Source organism: Pantoea sp. S-LA4 (assembly GCF_054482835.1).
The window spans coordinates 2473524-2495903 of the sequence record NZ_JBTLRC010000002.1 but is presented as its reverse complement, the minus strand read 5'-3'; the positions used below and the strand labels follow the sequence as shown (position 1 = coordinate 2495903).

3 protein-coding genes are annotated in these 22380 nt (G+C 60.6%); 1 reads left to right on the top strand and 2 read right to left on the bottom strand.

The window, feature by feature from the left end; translation table 11 throughout:
* Complete coding sequence (gene rcsD, locus ACX3P5_RS12415; protein WP_233988144.1) at positions 1-2661, bottom strand: phosphotransferase RcsD; 2661 nt, start codon at positions 2659-2661, stop codon at positions 1-3.
* A 22-nt stretch (positions 2662-2683) separates the two neighbouring features.
* On the bottom strand, positions 2684-3838 hold the full coding sequence (locus ACX3P5_RS12410) for an MFS transporter (protein ID WP_458968788.1): 1155 nt from the start codon (positions 3836-3838) through the stop codon (positions 2684-2686).
* Between the two features lie 742 nt (positions 3839-4580).
* Here ACX3P5_RS12410 and ACX3P5_RS12405 point away from each other — a divergent pair.
* On the top strand, positions 4581-22277 hold the full coding sequence (locus ACX3P5_RS12405; RefSeq protein WP_458968787.1) for an Ig-like domain-containing protein: 17697 nt from the start codon (positions 4581-4583) through the stop codon (positions 22275-22277).
* The last annotated feature ends 103 nt before the right edge of the window (positions 22278-22380 follow it).

The window sequence follows — 22380 nt, the reverse complement described above, 5'->3', positions numbered from 1 at the left end:
TTATTGGTTACCTTGCTGCAGCAGTTGATTGACGTAAGCGTCAATATCACTGGTGGTATTTTTAATGTTTGAATCGTCACACGCTTTAATGTGGTGTTCTAACTCTTCACAAAGCTGTTTGCCGGGAGTCAGATTGAGCATGGCAAACACGCCCTTGAGGCGATGCGCTGTCTGAGCAAGCGAGGCGTAGTCCTTTTCCGCCGACTCAGTATACAGTCTCTTTACATCAACCGGTACTGTCTCCGTAAACAGCTGGAAATAGCCGCCGCTCATCAATGGCGTGGCCGCTTCTTCTTCAGCATCATCTTCCATCACATCGTGTGACAGTTGCTTCTCAATCAGCGCCAGCAATGCATCGAGCAGCGCATTACTGAGATTGAAATTAACCCGATACTGCTGGTCATTCAGCGCATGATGACCGGGTTCATCACCGGCCAGCAGCAGTGACCAGCCGCTCAGTTTGGTCGGATCATCGGTGATCAACACATCATGATCTTGCCCGGAAATACGCTCGTCTGGCGTCAGACAACGCGCACCCCAGTTTTCCAGATGGCGGCAGACGATCTTGTGTACGTCTTCCACGGCAATCTCCACCAGCGCGGTGACGCCATCGAGAATTTTTTCCTCTTCCTCTTCGGTTTTCTGTTCCAGCACCAGCGGCAGCTGCATGTTGTAGCGGGTGCCGATATCGGCTTTCGCCACGATATCCAGACTGCCGCCCATCTGCTTGCACAGCTGTTTGCACAGGAAGAAGGCCATACCTGACGCCTGACCATAACGATCCTGGCGGGTATCGCCAAGGAACGGGAAGTCGACATTCGCCAGCTCATCCACCGTCAGGCCGGCACCGGTATCGACCAGCTCAATCATCAAGCGGTCGGCCTGTTTATCCGCTGCTTTGACTTCCAGCGTGATTTTGCCCCAGCGCGTGGTAGTCAGCGAGTAGTGCATCAGTGTAATCAGAACCTTACGCAGCGCCCGGCGATCGCCAAAGCGCATTTCATCATTCGGCAGATGATTGTTCACCACCAGCGCCAGCCCTTTACGCCGCATCAGCGGCAGGCTTTCCAGCGCGATTTCATCCAGCAGCTCCTGCAGACTGAATACCGTCGCGTCCGGTGACCAGTCGTGCGCCTCCAGCCGGTTAAGCAGCACGATATCGTCGACCAGGCGCGCCAGACCCTGACTCTCATCCAGCACGTCCAGCACGGTTTCATCGCTGTCACGCTGACTCAGCTGGACCAGCTGCGAGACAATTTTTTCCAGCGGCTGATTCAGAGCATGACCGAGGTTATGCAGCAGCTGCTGTCGCATCTGATGGTTACGATCCAGTACCTGCTGCGCCTTTTGCAGCTTCTTATTCACCAGCAGTTCACGATCCTGATCGCGCATCATAAACAGCTGAGTATGAGGCGACAGCACGCTGCGGGCGTGACGAATCTCATACACTTCATTATTGATGGTGGCCTGCAGCACGCCCTGATGCTGGTCGGACATATTAATGATCTTCTGCAGATTAAGATGTGGCAGAAGATGTTCCGCGATCTTATTACTTAGCAGAGTGCGGTTACTGGCGAAGTCATACACCAGCAGGCCGACCGGCAGGCTGGCAACAATCTCTTCATTTAATACCCGCAGCGAGTCCAGTTCCGCGCTCTGGTTCTCACTGGGCCGCAGTGACTGCTGGCGCAACAGCACCATGCCACCCAGCGACAGCAGGAACAGCAGCAGATTGATCAACAGTGGCCACAGCAGATTATGCAGCGTATCAATAATCAGCCGGCTAATCGGCACCCGATAGACCAGCTGCAGCGAGGTACTCGGCAGCGTGGCGGCAATTTCGACATTGGGATTCACCAGCGAAATCTGGGTATTTTCTGACTCCTGCTGATCGCTGGCAGTGGCAGCAGGCAACGTCGTGTCCTGGCGCAGCTGGAAGTTCTCCAGCGGCATGTTTTGCGGGATCAGATCGTTGACCGGCAGATCAAAGGCCACCACGGTTGCCAGATGGCCTGGCTGGTTAAAGGTGGTGCGCAGGGTAAAGTAGTGATCGTTCTGAAAGGCGAGATGACGCAGCGCCGAGAAACTTTCGCGCTCATCCAGCGCATTGGCCTGCTGCAACATTTCCGCACGGCGGCCATCCACCATCGAGCTGATGGCGCTCTCTTTGTAGCGGGTTGCCATATCTTTCAGCGGCAGGGTAGAGATCATAATCAGGCTGTTATCCTGACCGTTGAGAAAGTACATCGACCAGGTCGGATTTTCCGCGCCCCATAGCGTGTCGAGATAATTGGACATCCGCATGGTCATGTCGAGCGTGCTGCTGTCATGCGAACCAAAAATCAACGCTTCGGTTTTGCGTCGGGTTTTTTCCAGATAATAGACGTCAGGACGCAGCCGCGTCTCCTGCAGATTGGCGCTGGGCGCGGCGCCCGCTGCGCTGGTAGAGAGGTTTTCATAAATCTGCCAGGTGGCAAAACGGTAGGCATCGATGCGTTTTTGTACGTCGCGCGCCAGATCGGTCATGGCGTAACGTTTGCTGGTCAGCCAGGCGTTGACCGAGTTATGCACCATAAAGCCCAGCGCCAGCAGCAGCACCAGATTAAAAACGACAAAGAAGCGGGTGACATTGCCGGATGTCAGGGGAAACTTGTAAGGCAACATAGCGTGTCTGATACCTGAATTATCGCGCAACTTTTCGCGCACTGGCGGCCACAGCTAACAGCAATAGCGCAATCAATAAAAACGCGCCGCTGAGGCTGATCCATTGTGAAATGAATCCGATTAAAGCCGGACCTGAGAGAATACCCGCATATCCCAGCGTTGTCATGGCAGAAATCGCCAGGTTCGCCGGCATATCCCGTTGATTCCCGGCGGCATTGAATAACATCGGCACGGTGTTCGACAAACCGAACCCGACCAGCAGAAAAGCCAGCAGGGCCACTTCCGGCCACGGCAGCCAGACGGCCAGGCTCATGCCGGCAGCAGCCGTCAGCGCGCCGGTCAGCATCACCGGATAACGGCCAAAACGGTGAATCACCTTATCGCCGCTGAAGCGGCCCAGCGTCATTGCCAGCGAAAACAGCGCGTAGCCCAGACCGGCATAAGTCGGCGACATGGCCGGATTCTGCAACAGCAGCAGCGCGCCCCAGTCCAGAACCGCGCCCTCTGCCAGAAACAGGATAAAGCAGAGCAGGCCGAGAAAGGCGACCCAGCCACGGGGGATCACCAGCCAGGGCTGATCGGGCTGATGTAAGCGCTCATTCAGCAAGCCGGGCAGGCGCCACACTAACAGCAGCAGCATCACGGCCATGATCACCAGAATGGCGGTCAGCGGGCTGAAGCTCAGGCTCAACAGCAGGCTGACGGCACCGGCACCCAGAATGCCGCCGAGGCTGAAGAAACCGTGGAAGCCAGACATCATCGGTTTGCCTGCGGCTTTCTCGACCTGTACCGCCTGGTAATTCATCGCCACATCCAGCATCCCCAGACCGGCACCAAAAAAGGTCAACGCTGCAGCCATCACCAGATGGGAATCCGCCGTGGCCAGCAGCGGCATCATCGCCAGTACCAGCAATGCTGAAAGGGCCATCACCCGACGACAGCCAAACCGCGCCACCAGTGTGCCGGTTACCGGCATCGCGGCCAGCGAACCCAAGCCCAGACAGAGCAGCAGCGCGCCCAGTGATGCGCCGCTGAGCTGCAGACGATCGCGGGCAAACGGCACCAGCGGTGCCCAGGCCGACATGCCTAAGCCATTGATCAAAAAGATGGTGCGCGTGCCCCAGTTCAGGCGGCTCTGATGTTTGTTTTGCGGTGCAGCGTCCAGTGCAGTCATAGCTCAGATTCGTCAGTGGCAAAGCGAAAAAGTGTAGCATCGCGGCCATGAAAACCGGCATCCGCCGCACCAATTATTATCAGTGGAGTGGATGCAGCAGATGCGTAACAAAACCGCGAGTTTACCGACTTTTAGCCTGACGCGGATTTTTTCCAGAACTTTCCTGGCTAAGTTCGCAACACAGAATGTGACTTAAGCCAAATTTGATCGCTGTTTTTCAACCAGTTGACCTAAAAATCCGCCTTCAGGGCCAGCGATAATTGTTGGCTGAATCGCTTAATTGAGAAATTCTTTTCGGCTGCTCTAAAGCGCTGGCAAAGGTTGATTTTTAACCTTTTCGCATCCTTTTTGGAAACTTCCTGCAACAAATTGACATGTAAAACAACGATGAAGCAAATTTTCTGAATGCCTTATTTCAAGTATTACTTATGAAATGAATGTTAAAACATAACGAAATCTACACATTGAAATTGATTTATGCCTCAGTTACGTTAAAGATTAAGCAGGCGAGACCGCTACGTTTTGCGTATAACGATGATCAAATAATCCAATAAAAATATCGCCATGTATCGGTTTCATCCCGATGCGCGGCAACATCTGGCTTAACTGCCTTTACATACACCGGGCTAAGACGCTTTCTGTCTGACAGAAGGCGAAAGAATGTGTGGATACTACAAGCATAAAAATATTTTATGTTTTTAGATTCAGTATATTAGCTAATCTGGTGAAGTAGAGGTTACACATGGCAGAACTCACGCAAGGCCGGGTCGATATCATTTCGCGCGAAAACGGCACGCTCATCTCGCAGATAACCGGTGGTTCATCACAAACTATTAACCTCGCCGAACCCAGCGTGGTCCGCATTAGCGGCACGCGTGCAATGGTGACCCAGTACGAACGCCAGGGCGACGATCTGGTTCTGCATATGCGCGACGGCAGCACGGTGCGCTACCAGAAATTTTTCTTAGATGACGCCGAGGGCGAACACAGCGAACTGGTTTTTGATGATGGCGTTAACCCGCCGGAGCATGCGCTGTTCCCGCAGACCGCAGAAGGTGCGGACCTGGCTTCAACCTCAGTGACGCCGACCTATGAATCGCTCGACAGCGTGGAACCGCTGTTGCTGGCCGACAATACCAACTCATCAATGGGTGTGATCACCGCTGGCGGTCTCGGCGTGCTGGGCTTAGCGGGCCTCGCCATCGGTGCCGGCGGCGGTGGCGGCGGTGGTGGTGGTGGTGGCGATAACAACAATGGCACCGATCCTGGCACGCCCGTCGATCCGGGAACGCCCGGTGCGCCCGCCATTACGCTGAATACCTTTGCCGGCGACGACCTGCTGGATAATGCGGAAAAATCGACCGATCAGTTGCTGAGCGGCAGCACCAGCAACGTTGAAGCGGGTCAGATTGTGACCATCAGCCTCGGCGGGCAGACCTACAATGCCAGCGTCGCTGCGGATGGCAGCTGGAGCGTCACTATTCCGGCCAGTGCGCTGGCCGCGCTAGCGGCCGGTACTACCACCATTTCCGTCAGCGTAACCAATGCAGCGGGCACCAGCGCCAGCGGTACGTTGCCGATAAACGTTGCCGCACCGGAAACCGATCCCGGTACGCCTGCCACTCCAGCCATCACTCTTAATCCGTTTGCCGGTGATAACGTCCTCAGCAACGCAGAGAAAACGGTCGATCAAATCCTGAGCGGGACCACCACTAATATTGAAGCGGGTCAGGTGGTTACCGTCACGCTGGGCGGCCAGAGCTACAGCGGCAGCGTAGCTGCCGACGGTCGCTGGCAGATTACCGTTCCGGCAGATGCGCTGGTCGCGCTGGTGGCGGGCAGCACCACCATCACGGTCAATGTGGCGAATGCGGCAGGCACCGCCGTAACGGGCAGTCTGGCGATCGGCGTTGACGCGCCAGTTACTCAGCCTGGCGTTCCGGTTATCGCCATCAATCCGTTTGCGGGCGACGATATCCTCAGCAATGACGAAAAAAACAGCGATCAGACGGTGAGCGGCAGCACCGGCAACGTTGAAGCGGGACAGATCGTAACTATCACCCTTGGCGATCAGACCTACACCGCCGCCGTGGGTGCAGATGGTAGCTGGAGCGTGGCGCTACCGGCAGCGGCGCTGAATGCGCTGGCGTCAGGGACGCTGGCTATTTCGGTTGTCGTCACCAGCCTGGCCGGCGTCGAAGCCAGCGAAAATCGTGACATCAGCGTTGAAACCCCGGTTACGCCGGGCGTGCCCAGCGTGACGCTGGCAGATTTCGCCGGCGATAACCAGTTAAGCAATATCGAAAAAACCAGCGATCAGACGCTGAGCGGCAGTACCAGCAATATTGAGGCCGGTCAGATCGTTACAGTGACGCTGGGCGGTCAGACTTACAGCACCAGCGTCGGCGCGGATGGCAACTGGAGCCTTACCGTGCCTGCCGCGGCACTGACGGCGCTGGCGGCGGGCGATACTACTATCACGGTGTCGGTCAGCAATGCGGCCGGTAGCACCGCCACTACCGCGCTGCCCATTACCGTTGAAGCGGCGGTCACCCCGACAGGCGAACCCACCGTGGCGATTGGTCAGTTTGCCGGCGATGACATCCTTAGCAACGATGAAAAAGGCACGGCCCAGACGCTAAGCGGCACCACCACCAATATTGAAGCGGGCGCGCAGGTCACCGTGACGCTGGGCGGACAGAACTACCTCGGTATCGTCGATAATACCGGCAACTGGCAGGTGACGATTCCGGCAGCGGCGCTGGGCAATTTACCCGCCGGTTCGAATGCCATCAGCGTGACGGTGAGTAATACCGCCGGCACCAGCGTCAGTGAAACGCGTGATATCGCGGTGGAGGCGTCAGGCACCGGGCCAGCCATCCCGACCCTGACGATTAACGATTTCGCCGGTGATAACCTGCTCAGCAACGATGAAAAAAGCGTTGATCAGATCCTGAGCGGCACCACCACCAATATTGAAGCCGGGCAGCTGGTTAACGTGACTCTCGGCGGCCAGGTTTACAGCGCCAGCGTCGATGCCGATGGCGGCTGGAGCCTGACGGTGCCTTCCACGGCGCTGGCCGCGCTGGCGGCGGGCGACACCACTATCACGGTGTCGGTCAGCAATGCTGCCGGCACCACGATCAGCGACACTCTGCCGATCGGCGTCGCGGCACCGCTCACCCTGCCGGGCGAGCCGACCGTTACCCTCAATCAGTTTGCCGGTGATGATATTCTCAGCAACAGCGAGAAAACCGGCGCTCAGCTGCTAAGCGGCACCACCACCAATATTGAAGCCGGTCAGCCAGTCACGGTGACGCTGGGCGGTGCCACCTTCAACACCACGGTGGCCGCAGACGGCAGCTGGAGCGTCACCATACCGGCCCCGACGCTGGCGGCTTTAGCCGCAGGCAGCGTCACGCTGAGCGTGTCGGTTAGCGATCTGGCTGGCACGACGGTAAGCGAAACGCGTGACATTGTGGTTGAGCCACCGGTGACGGCGCCCGGCACGCCGACCCTGACGCTGAATGCGTTTACTGACGATAACCTGTTGAGCAACGACGAGAAGCTGGACGCTCAGGCGGTTTCCGGCACCACCACCAATGTCGAAGCGGGCCAGATTGTGACCGTGACGCTGGGCGGCCAGTCATACAGTGGCACCGTCAGCGGCGACGGTAGCTGGAATATCAGCATTCCGGCGGATGCGCTTGGCGCACTGGCTACGGGGTCCACGACGCTGATCGTCACGGTCAGCAACGCGGCAGGCACCGCCGTGAGCGAAAGCCTGCCGATCACCGTCGAAGCCTCGCCGACCGCGCCTGACGTTCCCACGCTGACCATCGATCCGTTTGCGGTTGATGATGTGCTGAATAATGACGAGAAAGCGACCGATCAGATAGTGAGCGGCAGCAGCACCAACGTCGAGGCAGGACAGACGGTGACGGTCTCGTTCGGCGATCAGAGTTTCAGCGCCACGGTAGCGGCGGACGGCAGCTGGAGTCTGACCATTCCGGCCAGCGCGCTGGCGGCACTGGCTGCCGGCAGCGCCACCGTAAGCGCTACCGTGAATAACCTGGCGGGCGTCGGGGCCAGCGAAAGCCGCGGCATCGTGGTCGAAGCCTCACCCGAGCCTGGCGCACCAGCGATTACGATCGATCCCTTTGCCGGTGACGATCTGCTGGACAACGGCGAGAAAGCTGTCGATCAGACGCTCTCCGGCACCACCCTTAACGTCGAAGCGGGGCAAACCGTCACCATCACGCTGGCAGGCGACAGTTACAGTGCGCAGGTTGGCGCGGATGGTCGCTGGAGCACTCAGATTCCGTCTGCGGCGCTGAGCGCACTGGCGGCAGGTACCACCACGCTTGCGGTGAGCGTCAGCAGCGCGGCAGGCATCGCCGCCAGCGACAGCCGTGAGATCAACATCGCGCCAGCCGCGGGCGAGCCGGGCGTACTGACCATCAGCGAGCCGTTAAGCGGCGATGGCTTCCTCAACCAGCAGGAGATCGGCAGCGATCTGCTGATCTCCGGTTCAGCCGTTGGTGTCGCCGCCGGGCAGGCCGTGCTGGTCGCCTTTAACGGCAGCACCTACAGCGGCGTGGTCACCAGCAACGGATTCTGGAGCGTCACCGTCCCGGCCAGCGCTCTGGCCGGTATCGCCGATGGGGTCCAGTCGGTGTCGGTGACCGCCTTTGATGCGACTAACACGCTGCTGACCGATTCAGCACCGCTTAATGTGGTGGTGAGTAACCAGCCACAAATTAACCTGAACACCAGCGCGCTCAGTGATGGCATTCTCAACCGCGCCGAGGCCAGCAGCGATCAGCTGATCGGCGGCACGACCGGCAAAGCGGTAGCGGGTCAGCAGGTCGAGCTGGAACTCAATGGCAAAACCTACAGCGCCACGGTGAACGCCGACGGCAGCTGGAGCCTGGCACTGCCGGCCAGCGATCTCGCTTTGCTGCCGCAGGGCGCCAACAGCCTGAACATCGCCGTTATCGATGAGGCGGGTAACCGCGTTGAGGAGACCCTGAATTTCAGCGTTGATACGCTGTTGCCAAATCTGATTGTGGCGGCGGTGGCTGGCGGTGACGGCATTCTCAACAGCAGCGAAGTCGCGGCCGGGCTGCCGGTCAGCGGCACCGGCGCTGCGCCGGGCGAAGTGGTGTCGGTGGTGCTGAATAACCAGAGTTACAGCGCCACGGTGGATGATGCTGGCAACTGGACCGTCACCGTACCGTCCGGCGCGCTGCAGGCGCTGGCGGATGGCAGTAGTTACACCTTAGGCGTCACCCTGACCGATGCCAGCGGCAACAGCATCACCCAGACCCAGCCGCTGGCGGTCAGTACCCAGTTGCCGGTCGCAACGGTCGCAGTCCCGGGTGGCGACGGCGTGCTCAGCAACGGTGACCTGACACAACCGTTGCTGATTGGCGGTACCGGCACGGCAGGTGATACCGTCTCGGTGCTGCTGAACGACAAAACCTACACCGCCACGGTGGATGAGAATGGTAACTGGTCCGCTTCGGTGCCGGTTTCCGATCTCGCTGCGCTCACTAATCAGACCTATCCGGTAACGGTTACCGTCACCGATGCCGCCGGTAACAGCAGCGAGCAATCTACTGATCTGCGGGTCGCGACCGCGCTGCCCGCATTGACCCTGAACGATCTGACGGATGATGGTGTGATCAACATTGCCGATGCGCAGCAGCCGCTGATCGTCAGCGGTACCGGCGATCAGGGCGATCAGATTCGCGTCTCCCTTAACGGACAGACTTACAGCGCGGTAGTCACCCAGGAGGGCAACTGGAGCGTTAACATTCCGGCTGCCGATCTGGCGCAGGTGCCGGATGGTGCGCAGACGGTTACGGTAGTCGCCACCGACAGCGATGGCAACGTCAGCCAGACGGCGGATGCCGTGACCTTCGCCACCACGCCACCGCTGCTGGATCTCTCCACACCCGGCAGCGATGGTTATATCAATATTGCTGAGCACAGCCAGGATCTGACCCTCGACGGACGTGGCGGCAGTGCTGGCGATACGGTATCGGTCGACTTTAACGGCGCGGTCTACACCACGACGGTCGATACCAGCGGCAACTGGAGCGTCACGGTGCCGGCGGCGGTAATCGGCCAGCTGGCTGACGCTATCTATCCGGTTAATGTGACCCTTACGGATGCGTACGGCAACAGCAGCAGCGTACTGTCTGACGTTACCGTGCTGGCGTCAACGCAGCCGGCGCTGACCATCAATCCGGTCACCGCTGACAATCAGGTCGATAGTGCGGAACAGCTCAGTGACATTCTGGTCACCGGCAGCGTGACCGGCGTTCCGGCCGGTACGCCGGTGCTGCTGACCCTCAACGGTCAGTCTTATGATGGCGAAGTACTGGCAAATGGCGACTGGAGCGTCTCGCTGCCGGCGGGATCGCTGGGCGCGGCCGGTGAAAAGACCTTTACGGTGGCAATTTCGGACATTGCCGGTAACCCGGCGCAGCCTGCCCAAGGGCAGTTCACCGTTATTACCACTGACGCGCCGCTGTTGTCGATTGCGCCAGTGAGTGAAGATAATGCACTTAACGCGATTGAAGCGCTGAGCGATCTGACGGTCAGCGGCAGCTCCAGCAACCTGCCTGTCGGCAGCGTGGTCAGCGTGACGCTGGCGGCGGGCGGCACCGTCTACAGCGCCACCACCGATGAAACGGGCGCCTGGACGGTCACCGTCCCGGCGGGGGATCTGGCTAACCTGCCGCAAGGCAGCACCACGGTGACCGTAACGTCAGGTGAGGTCACCAGCAGCCAGACGCTGCTGGTGGCGACCACGCCGCTGGCTGCTCCGGCAATCGATACGCCGTTTACCGACAGCGTGCTTAACAGTGCTGAAGCCAGCACAACACAGACGCTGACCGGGACCACGACGCCAGGCCAGGCGGTTAACGTTAGCGTCGGCGGCAATACCTATCCGGCAACGGTAGCAGCGAATGGTGACTGGAGCCTGATCCTGCCGCCATCGACCCTGCAAAATCTTGCCCAGGGCAGTAATCCGATCACCGTTACTACCGTCGATCTGGCTGGCAACAGCACCAGCACCACGGTGCCGCTGACGGTCGATACCGGCACTCCGACGCTGGTGGTCAACCCGATTGCCAGTGATGGCATCATTAATGGCGCGGAGGCTGACGCCGATCTGACGATCAGCGGCATCGTTGCGCCCGGCAGCAGTGTCAGCCTGGCGCTGAATGATGTTCCCTATCAGGCGATTGTCGCTGACGACGGACGCTGGACGGTCACCGTGCCACGCGCCGATTTGCAGGCGCTGACCGATGGCCGCTACGACCTTAACGTCACGGTCACCAGCGTCGGTGGCAACAGCAACAGCAGCGTCCTGCCGGTGACCGTTGATACAACCGCACCGGATTTCAGCCTTAATCCGCCAGCGGGTGACGGCGTGCTCAACGGCGCGGAACAGGCGGCCGGCTTCAGCTTTAGCGGAACCGGCAGTGAAGGTGATCGGGTCAGCCTGACGCTGAACGGCGTCACGTATACCGGCACAGTCAATATCGACGGTAACTGGTCGCTGGCCCTGCCGCCAGCCGCACTGGCGGGTCTGAATAACGGCAGCAGCTATCCGGTGGTGGTCACCGTCAGTGACGCCGCAGGCAACAGCAGCAGCCAGAGCACGACCCTGAGCGTGGCGACTGCCGCGCCGCCGCTGAGCGTCGAGCCGGTCAGCGGCGATAACGCCCTGAGCGTTGGTGATCTGACGCAGCCACTGGTGATCAGCGGCACCGGTCAGAATGGCGATCAGATTACGGTCGGACTGAACGATACGGTCTACAGCACCACCGTTGGCGTCAATGGCGAGTGGACGTTACAGATTTCCCCTGACGATCTGGCCGCGCTACCGTCGGGCAGTAATGTACTCACCGTCACCGCAACCGACGCCAATGGCAACCAGACCAGCCAGGTCATCGATCTGAACGTGGTGAATGCGCCGGAACTCCAGCCGACGCTGACCATTGACAGTGACACCTTTGCCGGTGATGGCGTGGTGAGCGCTGCCGAACAGCTGCAACCGCTGACCCTGCGCGGCACTTCCACCAACGTGGAAGCAGGACGGCAGGTTAGCGTCTCCCTCAATGGCACCGACTACCGTGGTGTAGTGGACGCCAGCGGCAGCTGGAGCATTGTGCTGCCGGCCGGTGCGCTGGCCGGTCTGAGCGAAGGCAGTCAGACCCTGACCGTCAGCGTGATCAATGCGGTGGGTAATACCGCCAGCAGCCCGCTTAACTTCAGCGTCGATACTACCCAGCCCTCTGTCGCTCTGGCACCGATCAGCGGCGATAACTACCTCAACGCCAGTGAACTGACTGGCGATGTGGCGGTAAGCGGTAGCACCAGCGGTCTGCCGCAAGGCAGCATCGTCGGGGTAACAGCAAATGGCACCACCGTCACCACCACCGTGGCGGCAGACGGAAGCTGGAGCCTGACCTTACCGGCAGGCACCTTTACCACGGCACCGGACGGTCCGCTGACCGTCACTACCACCGTGACCGATGCTGGCGGTACGCCACTGGCGACCACCGGCTCGGTCATTACCGTCATCGCCACCACGCTGCCCGTCGCCACCGCAGGCGACGCCTTTGGTGACAATATTCTCAACGGTGCGGAAGCGGCGACCAGCGGCATCATCACCGGCAACACCGGCGTCAGCGGCGACGGCCAGACGGTCAGCGTGACGCTGGGTGACGTCAGCTACAGCGGGTCGGTCGATGAGGCCGGTAACTGGCAGGTCACTATCCCTTCTGCAGCGCTGTCAGCTCTGCCACAGGGTGAAACCGCCTACACCGTTGTGGTCAGCGATGTGGCCGGCAACAGCAGTCAGACAGTGGGTAGCGTGGTGGTTGATACGCTGCCACCGTCGCTCAGCCTGAATACGCCGTCGGACGGCATCATCAATGCCGCAGAGAGCCAGCAGCCGCTGGCACTGAGCGGCAGCAGTGAAGCTAACGCCCTGATTGTCGCCAGCTTTAACGGCATCAGCCTCAGCACCACGGCGAACGCCGATGGCAACTGGACGCTGGCGCTGCCCGCCACCATTTACAGCGGCCTGGTCAACGGCAGCTATCCGCTGACCGTGACCGCCAGCGATGCGGCAGGCAACAGCACCACAACCAGCACCAGTCTGGCGCTGAAAGTCGAACCGGCCAGCCTGCCAACCCTGACGCTGGATGCGTTTGCCGGCAATAATGTGGTAGATGGCGCGGAGCGGCAGACCGATCAACGCCTGTCGGGTACCACCACCAATGTTGAACCGGGGCAACTGGTCACCGTCACCCTTGACGGCAACGTCTACAGCGCGGCGGTGCAGGCGAGTGGTGCCTGGAGCCTGACCGTGCCAGCCGGTGCACTGAGTGCGCTGGCGGACGGTAGCGCCAGCCTCACGGTGGCAGTCAGCGACGTGGCGGGTAACACCGCCAGCAATACGCTGACTTTCGACGTCAACAGCAACGCTTCCGGCCTCGCGATTAATGCGCTGAGTGATGATAACTATCTGAATGCCCAGGAGCTGGGTGAGTCGCTGATCGTGACCGGCACCTCGGTCAATGTGCCGTTGAATGGCACGATCACGCTATTGCTTAACGATGTCAGCTACACCGCGCAGGTCTCGGCGAACGGCAACTGGAGCCTGATCGTACCGGCCAATGCGCTGGCCGGTCTGGCGGATGGCGCATACACCCTGACGGTCACCGCGACCGACAGCGGTGGCGCGACGCTCAGCAGCAGTTCGACGCTCACCGTACTGGCGACCAGTCTGCCCGATCCGACGATCACCAGCGCGTTTGGCGATGGCACGCTCAACAGCAGCGACATCACCCTCGCTCAGACCCTGAACGGCACCACCGGGGCGACCGGTGACGGCCAGACCGTCAGCCTGGTGCTGAATGGCAGCACCTATACCGCCACCGCTGACAGCAACGGCAACTGGTCAATTTCGGTACCCGCCGCCGCGCTGGCCGATCTGCCGGAAGAGAATATCAGCTACAGCGTGACGGTACGTGATGCGGCAGGCAATACCGCCTCCACCGACGGCACTGTGCGGGTGGATCTGACGCCGCCAGCCTTAATCCTGAATGCGGTGGCGGATGACGACATCGTCAATATCGCCGAAAGCAACGCACCGGTTATCCTGAGCGGCAGCAGTGATGCCGGCGAAGGCCAGCTGGTCACCCTGACGCTCAATAATCAGATCTGGACCACCACGGTAACGGCAAATGGCGAGTGGAGCCTGACGCTACCGGCTGGCGCGCTGGCAGGGATTCCGGCCGGCCTCTATATTCTCACTGCCACCGTCAGTGATGCGGCGGGCAACCCGGTAACCGAAACGCGCGAGATCAATGTGGCAACCGGTTCGCTGTCGGTCAGCATTGAAACGCCGTTTGGTGATGGCTATCTGAGCCGCAACGAGGCTGACTCCAGCCAGACCCTCAGTGGCACCACCGGTTTGATCGGCGAAGGTCAGACGGTGATTGTCACGCTGGGCGACACCGATTATCCCGCCACGGTCGATGCGCAGGGCAACTGGACGGCGACGCTGACAGCGGCAGAGTTGCAGGGGCTGAGCGAAGGTATCGCCACGCTGGTGGTGAACGTCAGCGATGCGGCCGGTAACAGCGGCTCGCTGACCAGCAGCGTCACGGTGGATTTCACGCTACCGGCGCTGAGCGTTAACGCCATCGGCGGCGACAACATCATTAACTCGCTGGAGGTGCTGCAGGATGTTGCGATTAGCGGCACCGCCTCTGTTGCCGATGCGGGTCAGGTCGTCACCGTCAGTTTCCAGGATGTGGATTATCAGACGCAGGTGCTGTCAGACGGCAGCTGGCAGCTGACACTGCCAGCCAGCGTGCTGCAGGGGCTGACGGATGGCAGCTATCTGGTTGGGGTATCGCTTACCGATGCGGCAGGCAATTCGATCAGCACCAGCCAGACGCTGACCCGTGATGCCGACGGTGCAACGCTGCCGACCCTGACTATCGGGCCGATCAGCGTCGATAATTACCTCAATCAGGCGGAAGCGGCAAACGATCTCATTATCAGCGGCACCAGCACCAATCTGGCTGAAGGTCAGGTGGTCACGGTTACGCTGAACAACACCGACTACAGCGGTACGGTCGTCGCCGGTGGCGGCTGGACGGTGACCGTTCCGGCGGCGGATGTGGGGAATCTGCCGGATGGTGAGCAGCTACTGGTGGTGGTTTCTGCTGATGTTGCCGGTAACCCTGCCAGCAGCAGCAGTAATCTGGTGGTGGTCGCCAGCGATCAGGCCCAGCCGACGCTCAGCGTCAATGTGGTCGCGGGTGATGATGTGATCAACGCCACCGAAGCTGCGGGCGAGGTGGCGGTCAGCGGCACCAGCACCCAGCTGGTCAGCGGCACGCTGGTCACGGTGACCTTCAATCAGGTCGATTACACCACCACGCTTGATGCGAATGGCAACTGGACAGTCAACATTCCTTCGACCGCCTTCGATAACCTGGCCTCGGGCAGCAGTCAGACCGTGACGGTGACAGCCAGTGACGTGGCGGGCAATCCGGCCAGCGCAACCCAGCAGATCAGCCTGGATACCACGCAGCCGATTCTGACTGACATCCTGGTCAGCGCCGGTGATAGCCTCAATCAGGTCGAGTCTCTGCAGGATCTGACCATTACCGGCAACACCGATATCGGCCTGCCGGTGGCCGTAACGCTGAACAACGTGACCTATACCGCTACCGCAAACGGCGACGGCGTCTGGACAATCACGGTGCCGGCCGGGGATTTACAGCAGCTCACTGACGGCCCTAATCCAATCAGCATCTCGGTCACGGATGCTGCCGGTAACACCACCACCGACACCACCACATCACTGAATGTGGCATTCAATACGCTGCCGACCATCACCCTGAACACGCCTTTCGGTGATGGTCTGGTCAGCGCCGATGATGCCGCCGGTGCGCTAACGCTCACCGGTAACAGCACCAGCGTGCCGGTGGATAGTCAGGTGACGATTACCATCGGCACTCAGTCCTTTACCACCACCGTCGATGCCAGCGGCAACTGGACGCTGAACCTGGAGGCGGGTGCGCTGACCGCCTTACCAGACGGCCAGACTCAGGTTGTGGTCTCCACCAGCGATGCGGCCGGTAACCCGGCGCAGGCGACGGCAGGCGTCGAAATTCTGCTGACGCCGCCAGTGGCGCCGACGTTTGCCACCACGCTGTTCGGCGATAACGTGATCAACAGCAGTGAAGCGGCAACGGTTCAGCTGATTACCGGCACGACCGCAGTGGGCGACGGCCAGACGGTCAGCGTCACGGTCGGTGATGACAGGATTCCGTTATCGGTGACGGTTGATGAGAACGGCAACTGGACCGCCAGTCTGACGCCAGAGTACATCGCGATTCTTGGCGACGGGCAGCACATCCTTACCGTGACCACCACTGACCGCGCGGGTAACAGCATTGACGCGACGAAGACTTTTGTCTCGGCGATTACGCCGATTGCCGCGCCAAAGCTGGATACGCCGTTTACGGATGGCCGTATCAATGCGGACGAAGCGGCTGCCGGTGGAACGCTGACCGGCGCGCTCAACATCACCAATCCGGCCTCCGTGGCGGTCACGGTCAATGGTACGGTCTATTCCGCCGCCCTTGATGCAGATAACGGCCGCTGGACGCTGGATCTGCCACCGGCCCTGTTGCAGTCGCTGCCGGATGGTAACTGGCCGGTCACCGTAACGGTCACCGATGTCAACGGTAACAGCGCCAGCACCGGCGGTAATGTGCTGGTGGCGGTTAACACGCTGCCTGACGTTACCCTTAATCTGCCGTTTGGCGACGGTGCGCTTAGTGCGGCAGAGGCTGGCAGCGAGCAGTTGCTGAGCGGAACAACCGGCATCACCGGTGCCGGGCAGACGGTGAACGTAGTGATCGCCGGCTTTAATGGCGATCAGCCGCTGGCGGCGACGGTACAGACCGATGGCAGCTGGTCGCTGACGCTGACGCCAGCGCAGTTAGCGACCTTCACCAGCGGCAGCCACACCATTACGGTCACCGCCAGCGACATTGCCGGTAACTCCGACAGCACGGCGCTGAACGTGGTGACCGAGGTCACGGTGCCTGCACCGACCTTTAACGACGGCGCACTGGGTACGGATAGCGTGCTGAACATCAGTGAAGCGGCGGCAGGCATAACGCTGACCGGCACCACCGGCAGCGTCGGGGACAATCAGGCGGTGAGCATCACGGTCGATCTCAACGGGGCACGCTACACCGGAACGGTAGACGGTGCGGGAAACTGGGCGGTCACTATTCCGGGCAACGCCCTGAACTCACTGAGCGATGGTGCGCATACCCTGACGGTCAGCGTGGTCGATGCGGCGGGCAACACCGGTACGGCAGAGCTGCCGTTCAGCGCCGATCTCACGGCACCGCTGCCGACGCTGGTGCCGGAGAGCAGCATTAACGCCGCCGATGTCGCCAGTGGCGTGACGTTGACCGGCACCACCGGTGAGGCGGGTGAGAACCAGAGCGTGCAGGTGACAATCGGCAACAACGTCTACTCCGCCGTGGTGACCGCCGATGGCGGCTGGACGCTGCCGCTGGAGAGTGCACAGCTGTCGCTGTTAACCGATGGCAGCTATCCGGTCACCGTGACGGCAACCGATGCAGCCGGTAACAGCAGCAGCATCAACAGTTCGCTGGTGATCGATACTACGCCACCGACGCTGGCTGTGGGTGCCTTTGCCGGCAATGACATCCTCAACTATAGCGAGAGCATCCAGCCGCAACTGCTGAGTGGTGTCGCGAACGGGGCTGAACCGGGCAGCGTGCTCAGCGTCGCGCTGGGTGCCACCACACTCGGTACGGCGGTGGTCGGGGCAAACGGCAACTGGAGCCTGACTCTGACGCCGGAACAGATGGCCTCCTTCACGCAGCTGACCACCATGCTGGCAGTCAGCGTCAGCGATCTGGCGGGCAACAGCATCAGTCAGAATGTGACCTTCGCGGTTGATCTCACACCACCGGCAGGACCGCTGGTGGCGCTGGGAACGATCTCTGGCGATAACATTATCAGTACCGCTGACCAGGCGGGCGGGGTGGTGATCAGCGGCACCTCGGCTAACCTGGGCGCGGGCGGCGTGGTCTCGGTGGTGATCAATGGCGAAACTTATGGCACTACCCTGAATGGTGATGGCAGCTGGGCGACCGTCGCCTTGCCGGTCACGGCGTTTGGCACGGGCGGTAGCGCAACCATTATCGTCAATGCCACCGACGGCACGACGCCGGTGACGACCCAGGGCAGCGTACAGATCGATCTGACGCCGCCAACGCTGACGCTTAACGACTTTACCGGCGACAACCGGATCAATGCCGCTGAAAGTGCTACCAGTCAGGTGATCAGCGGCACCGCCGATACCGCTGAAGTCGGGCGGACGGTGGTGGTCACCTTTAATAACAAAACCTATAACGCGATTGTGCAGAGCAATGGCAACTGGTCCACCACGGTACCGGCCAGCGATATGCAGGCCCTGCCGGATGGCGCATCCACCCCGATTACCGCCCAGCTGGCGGATGCCGCCGGTAACGTCACCACCGTCAGTGAGACGGTAACGGTTGACACCACGGCACCGCTGATCCTGATTGATGCCTTCCTCGGCGATAACCTGATCAATGCCGCAGATCTGGTGGTTAATCAGGTGCTGACCGGTAGCGCGCAGGGCGCAGAAGGCCAGACCATTGGCCTCTACCTGGGTGACGGCGCGCCAATTGCCACGGCGGTGGTGGGCGCCGATGGCTTCTGGACCCTCAATGTCGATCCGCAGGTGCTGTCGAGCCTGAATGATGGCGCGCTGGTGTTTGGCGTGCGGGTCAATGACGTCAGCGGTAACCAGACCGATGCTACCCTGACGGTGAATAAAGTGGTCAACAGTTTGCTGACGCTGGTGGTCGACTCGGTATTTGGCGATGGAACGCTGAGCGCCATTGATACCACGGTGGCGCAGACCATTACCGGGGTCGCGACCTCGGCGGGAGTCGGCGCGACGGTCTCGGTCGTACTGGGCGGAACGACGCTGTCAGCCGCAGTGGGTCAGGATGGCAAGTGGGCGATTGTAGTACCGCCTTCCGTGCTGGGGCTGCTCAGCGACGGCGAGCTGGCGCTGAACATCACGCTGACCGATGCCGCCGGGAACGTCCGTACCGTACCGGAAACCGTCACGGCGATTGTCGATGCCGTGCCGGTGGTCGGCGACCTTACCGGCCTGTTTGGCGGCGATAACCTGCTCAACATCGTTGAAGCCGGTGCCGGTCAGCTGATCGGTGGTGTGATTGAAAATGCCGCCGTCGGTTCGCAGGTCACCGTCACCTTCGGCAGCCGCAGCTACACCACCACGGTGCAGGCGGGCGGTAACTGGAGCGTTAACCTGCCGGGCAGCGATCTCAGTTCACTGCTGAATGGCAACCTGACACTGGGCGTCAGCGTCACCGATCCGGCGGGTAACGTGGCTTCCAACAGCGTATCTATCGGCATCTTTACCCAGATGCCATCCATCAGCCTGACCTCGCTGTTTGGTGATGGCGTGCTGAACCTGGCAGATATTGCCACCGGCCAGGTGATCAGTGGAGTGGTGAACAATGTTGCGCAGGGATCGGTGGTGACGCTGACTGTCGGCAACAGTCAGCTCACTGCCACCGTGGGCGCTGGCGGCGCCTTCAGCGCCACGGTGACGCCGGATATTTTAGGCACGCTGGCGCAGGGTAACCTGACGGTCGGCGCTTCGGTCACCGATGCGGCGGGCAATACCGCCAGCACCAGTGCCGGTATCCGGGTCGATACTCTGCTGCCCACCATCACCGTTAATCCGCTGTTTGGTGACGGTCTGCTCAACGTGGCGGATGCGCTGGTGACGCAGGTGATCGGCGGTGCGGTTGGCGGGGCGGAAGCGGGATCGCGTGTCGTGGTCTCTGTGGGATCGCAGCAGTTCGTGACCGCCACCGATGCGAATGGCAACTTCAACGTTTCGCTGACGCCAGCCCTGTTGCAGGGCATTGCCGATGGCAATCTCACCGTCGGGGTCAGCGTGACGGACAGCGCGGGCAACACCAGCACTGCCACCGCGGGCGCGCTGGTGGGCATTCATAACCTGCCTAAGGTAACGCTCAATCCGCTGTTTGGGGATGGGGTGCTGAACCTGGCGGAGTCGCTGGTGACCCAGACCATCAGCGGCACCGTATCGGGTGTGGCGGCAGGCAGCAGCGTCCGGCTGGCGATTGGCAACACCACCGCCACCGCGCTGGTGAACGCCGACGGCAGCTTCTCGACCACGGTGACGCCAGCGGTGCTCTCTACGCTGCTGAGCGGCAACTTCACGGTGAGCGCCTCGGTCACCGATCCGGTAGGCAACACCAGCAGCAGCAGCGCTGGCGTATCGCTGGGATTGATTCAGCCGACGCTGTCGGTGAATACGGTGTTCGGTGACGGCGTACTGAGCGCAGCGGATCTGGTCTCGAACCAGACCATCAGCGGCAGCTCCAGCCTGTCGGCTGGATCAACCGTCAGCGCCACGCTGAACGGTCTGACCTATACCACCAAAGTGGTGAGCGGCGGCAGCTGGAGTATCAGCGTGCCGAAAGCCGATCTGGCTGCTATCACCGACGGCAGCAAAACCGTCACCGTCAGCGGTACCGATATCTATGGCAATGTGGTGAACAGCAGCGGCACGCTGAGCGTGATTGCGCATACCGCGCCTACCGTCGCCATCACCTCCCTGTTTGGTGACAATGCACTGAGCGCCATCGATGTGAAAACCGCGCAAACCATCAGCGGCAGCGCCACCAATGCGGAAGGATCGGTGGTGCGCGTGGTGCTGGGCGGCCAGACTTACAGCACCACGGTGAGCAGCAACGGCAACTGGAGCCTCTCTGTCCCGGCAGCAAATCTCGCTGCCATTAGCGATGGCCTTCAGACCGTCACCGCCAGCGTCACCAACGGCGCGGGCCTTAGCGGCAGCGGTTCGGCCTCGCTGGGTGTGGTCAGCCACACCACGCCAACGGTCAGCCTGAGCAGCTACTTTGGCGGCGATGGTTATCTGAATATCGCGGAAGCCGATGCGCCGAAAACCATCAGTGGCACCAGCACCAATGCCGTCGGCGGCACGGTGACGGTGAACGTGGCGGGTAACATCCTCACCACCACCATTGGTGCCAACGGGGCATGGAGTATCAGCGTGCCGTCAGCGACGCTGAAAGCTATCCCGGACGGCAGTCATCCACTCACCGTCACGGTCGCCGACATTGGCGGCAACACCGTCACCAGCAACAGCAGCTTCACCGCGCTGTCGCACAATACGCCGCTGGTGGGAGCCGATCCGGTACTCAGTGTCGTGACCTCGTTACTGACCGGACTGACGGTACAGGGCGGATCGCTGAACGCGGCGCAGGGGTCGAAAGTCAGCGTCACGCTGTTGCTCAGCAACGGCGGCAACGGACCGACGATCAATACCACGACCGATGCGCTGGGACGTTACTCGGCTAACTTCGCGCCATCATTGTTGTCGGTTGGCGGGCTGCTGCTGTCGCTGGGTACGCTGGCGAAAGTCACCATCACTGACGTGGCAGGCAACAGCTATTCGACCACCAATACCCTGCTGTTAGGGTCATTGTTGCCGATTACCACTGCCGCCAGCGAGTCGGTGGCGCTGTTCTCGGTGGCCGATGACAGTGCCACGGTAGCCAGTGTCAGTGGAGAAACGCAGCACGCCAGCAGCAGTGAGGAGAGTTCCCCTCACGCTGCCGTGGTGTCCACACTGACCACGGAGGCGGATATCGTCACGCCGGTCAGCAGCAGTGACAGCGCCAACGCTACGGAGACCGCCGCCGCCGCCGCCGCGCCGACAGAGGAGGCCAGCTACACCATTGGTGGCGTGGTAATCACCCTGGCCGATGGCAGCACGCTGGAGGGCGCGTCAGTGACCGGCAGCAGCGGGGCCGATACCGTGACGGTCAGTGACCTCAACTTTACTCACATTGATGGTGGCGCAGGCACCGATACGCTGGTGCTGAACGGCGAGCATCTGAACCTGGATCTTACCACGCTCGGCCTGAAAGTGGAGCACATTGAAGTGCTTGACCTGGGGAAAACCGGCACTAACGCGGTGAAACTCGATCTCAATGAGGCACTCAGCATTACCGATAAACAGAGTGATGATTTGATGATCAAGGGAGCTGATGGCAGCCAGGTGACGCTGGCGAACAGTAACGGCGGCGTCTGGGCCGTGACCGGTGAGCGCACGGTTGAGGGGCAAACCTTTGAGGTTTACCACAACTCGGCGCTGACCAGCGATAATACCCTCGGCGACGTGCTGGTGCAGCATAACCTGCAGGTGCATATCGTCTAGCTCCGCTAAAAGGTCAGTAATGCTGATGAAATCAGCGGGTGTGTGAGCACCCGCTGATTTTTTTTATTTACCGCCCGTGATAATTTCATTTTCCAGATTTTCG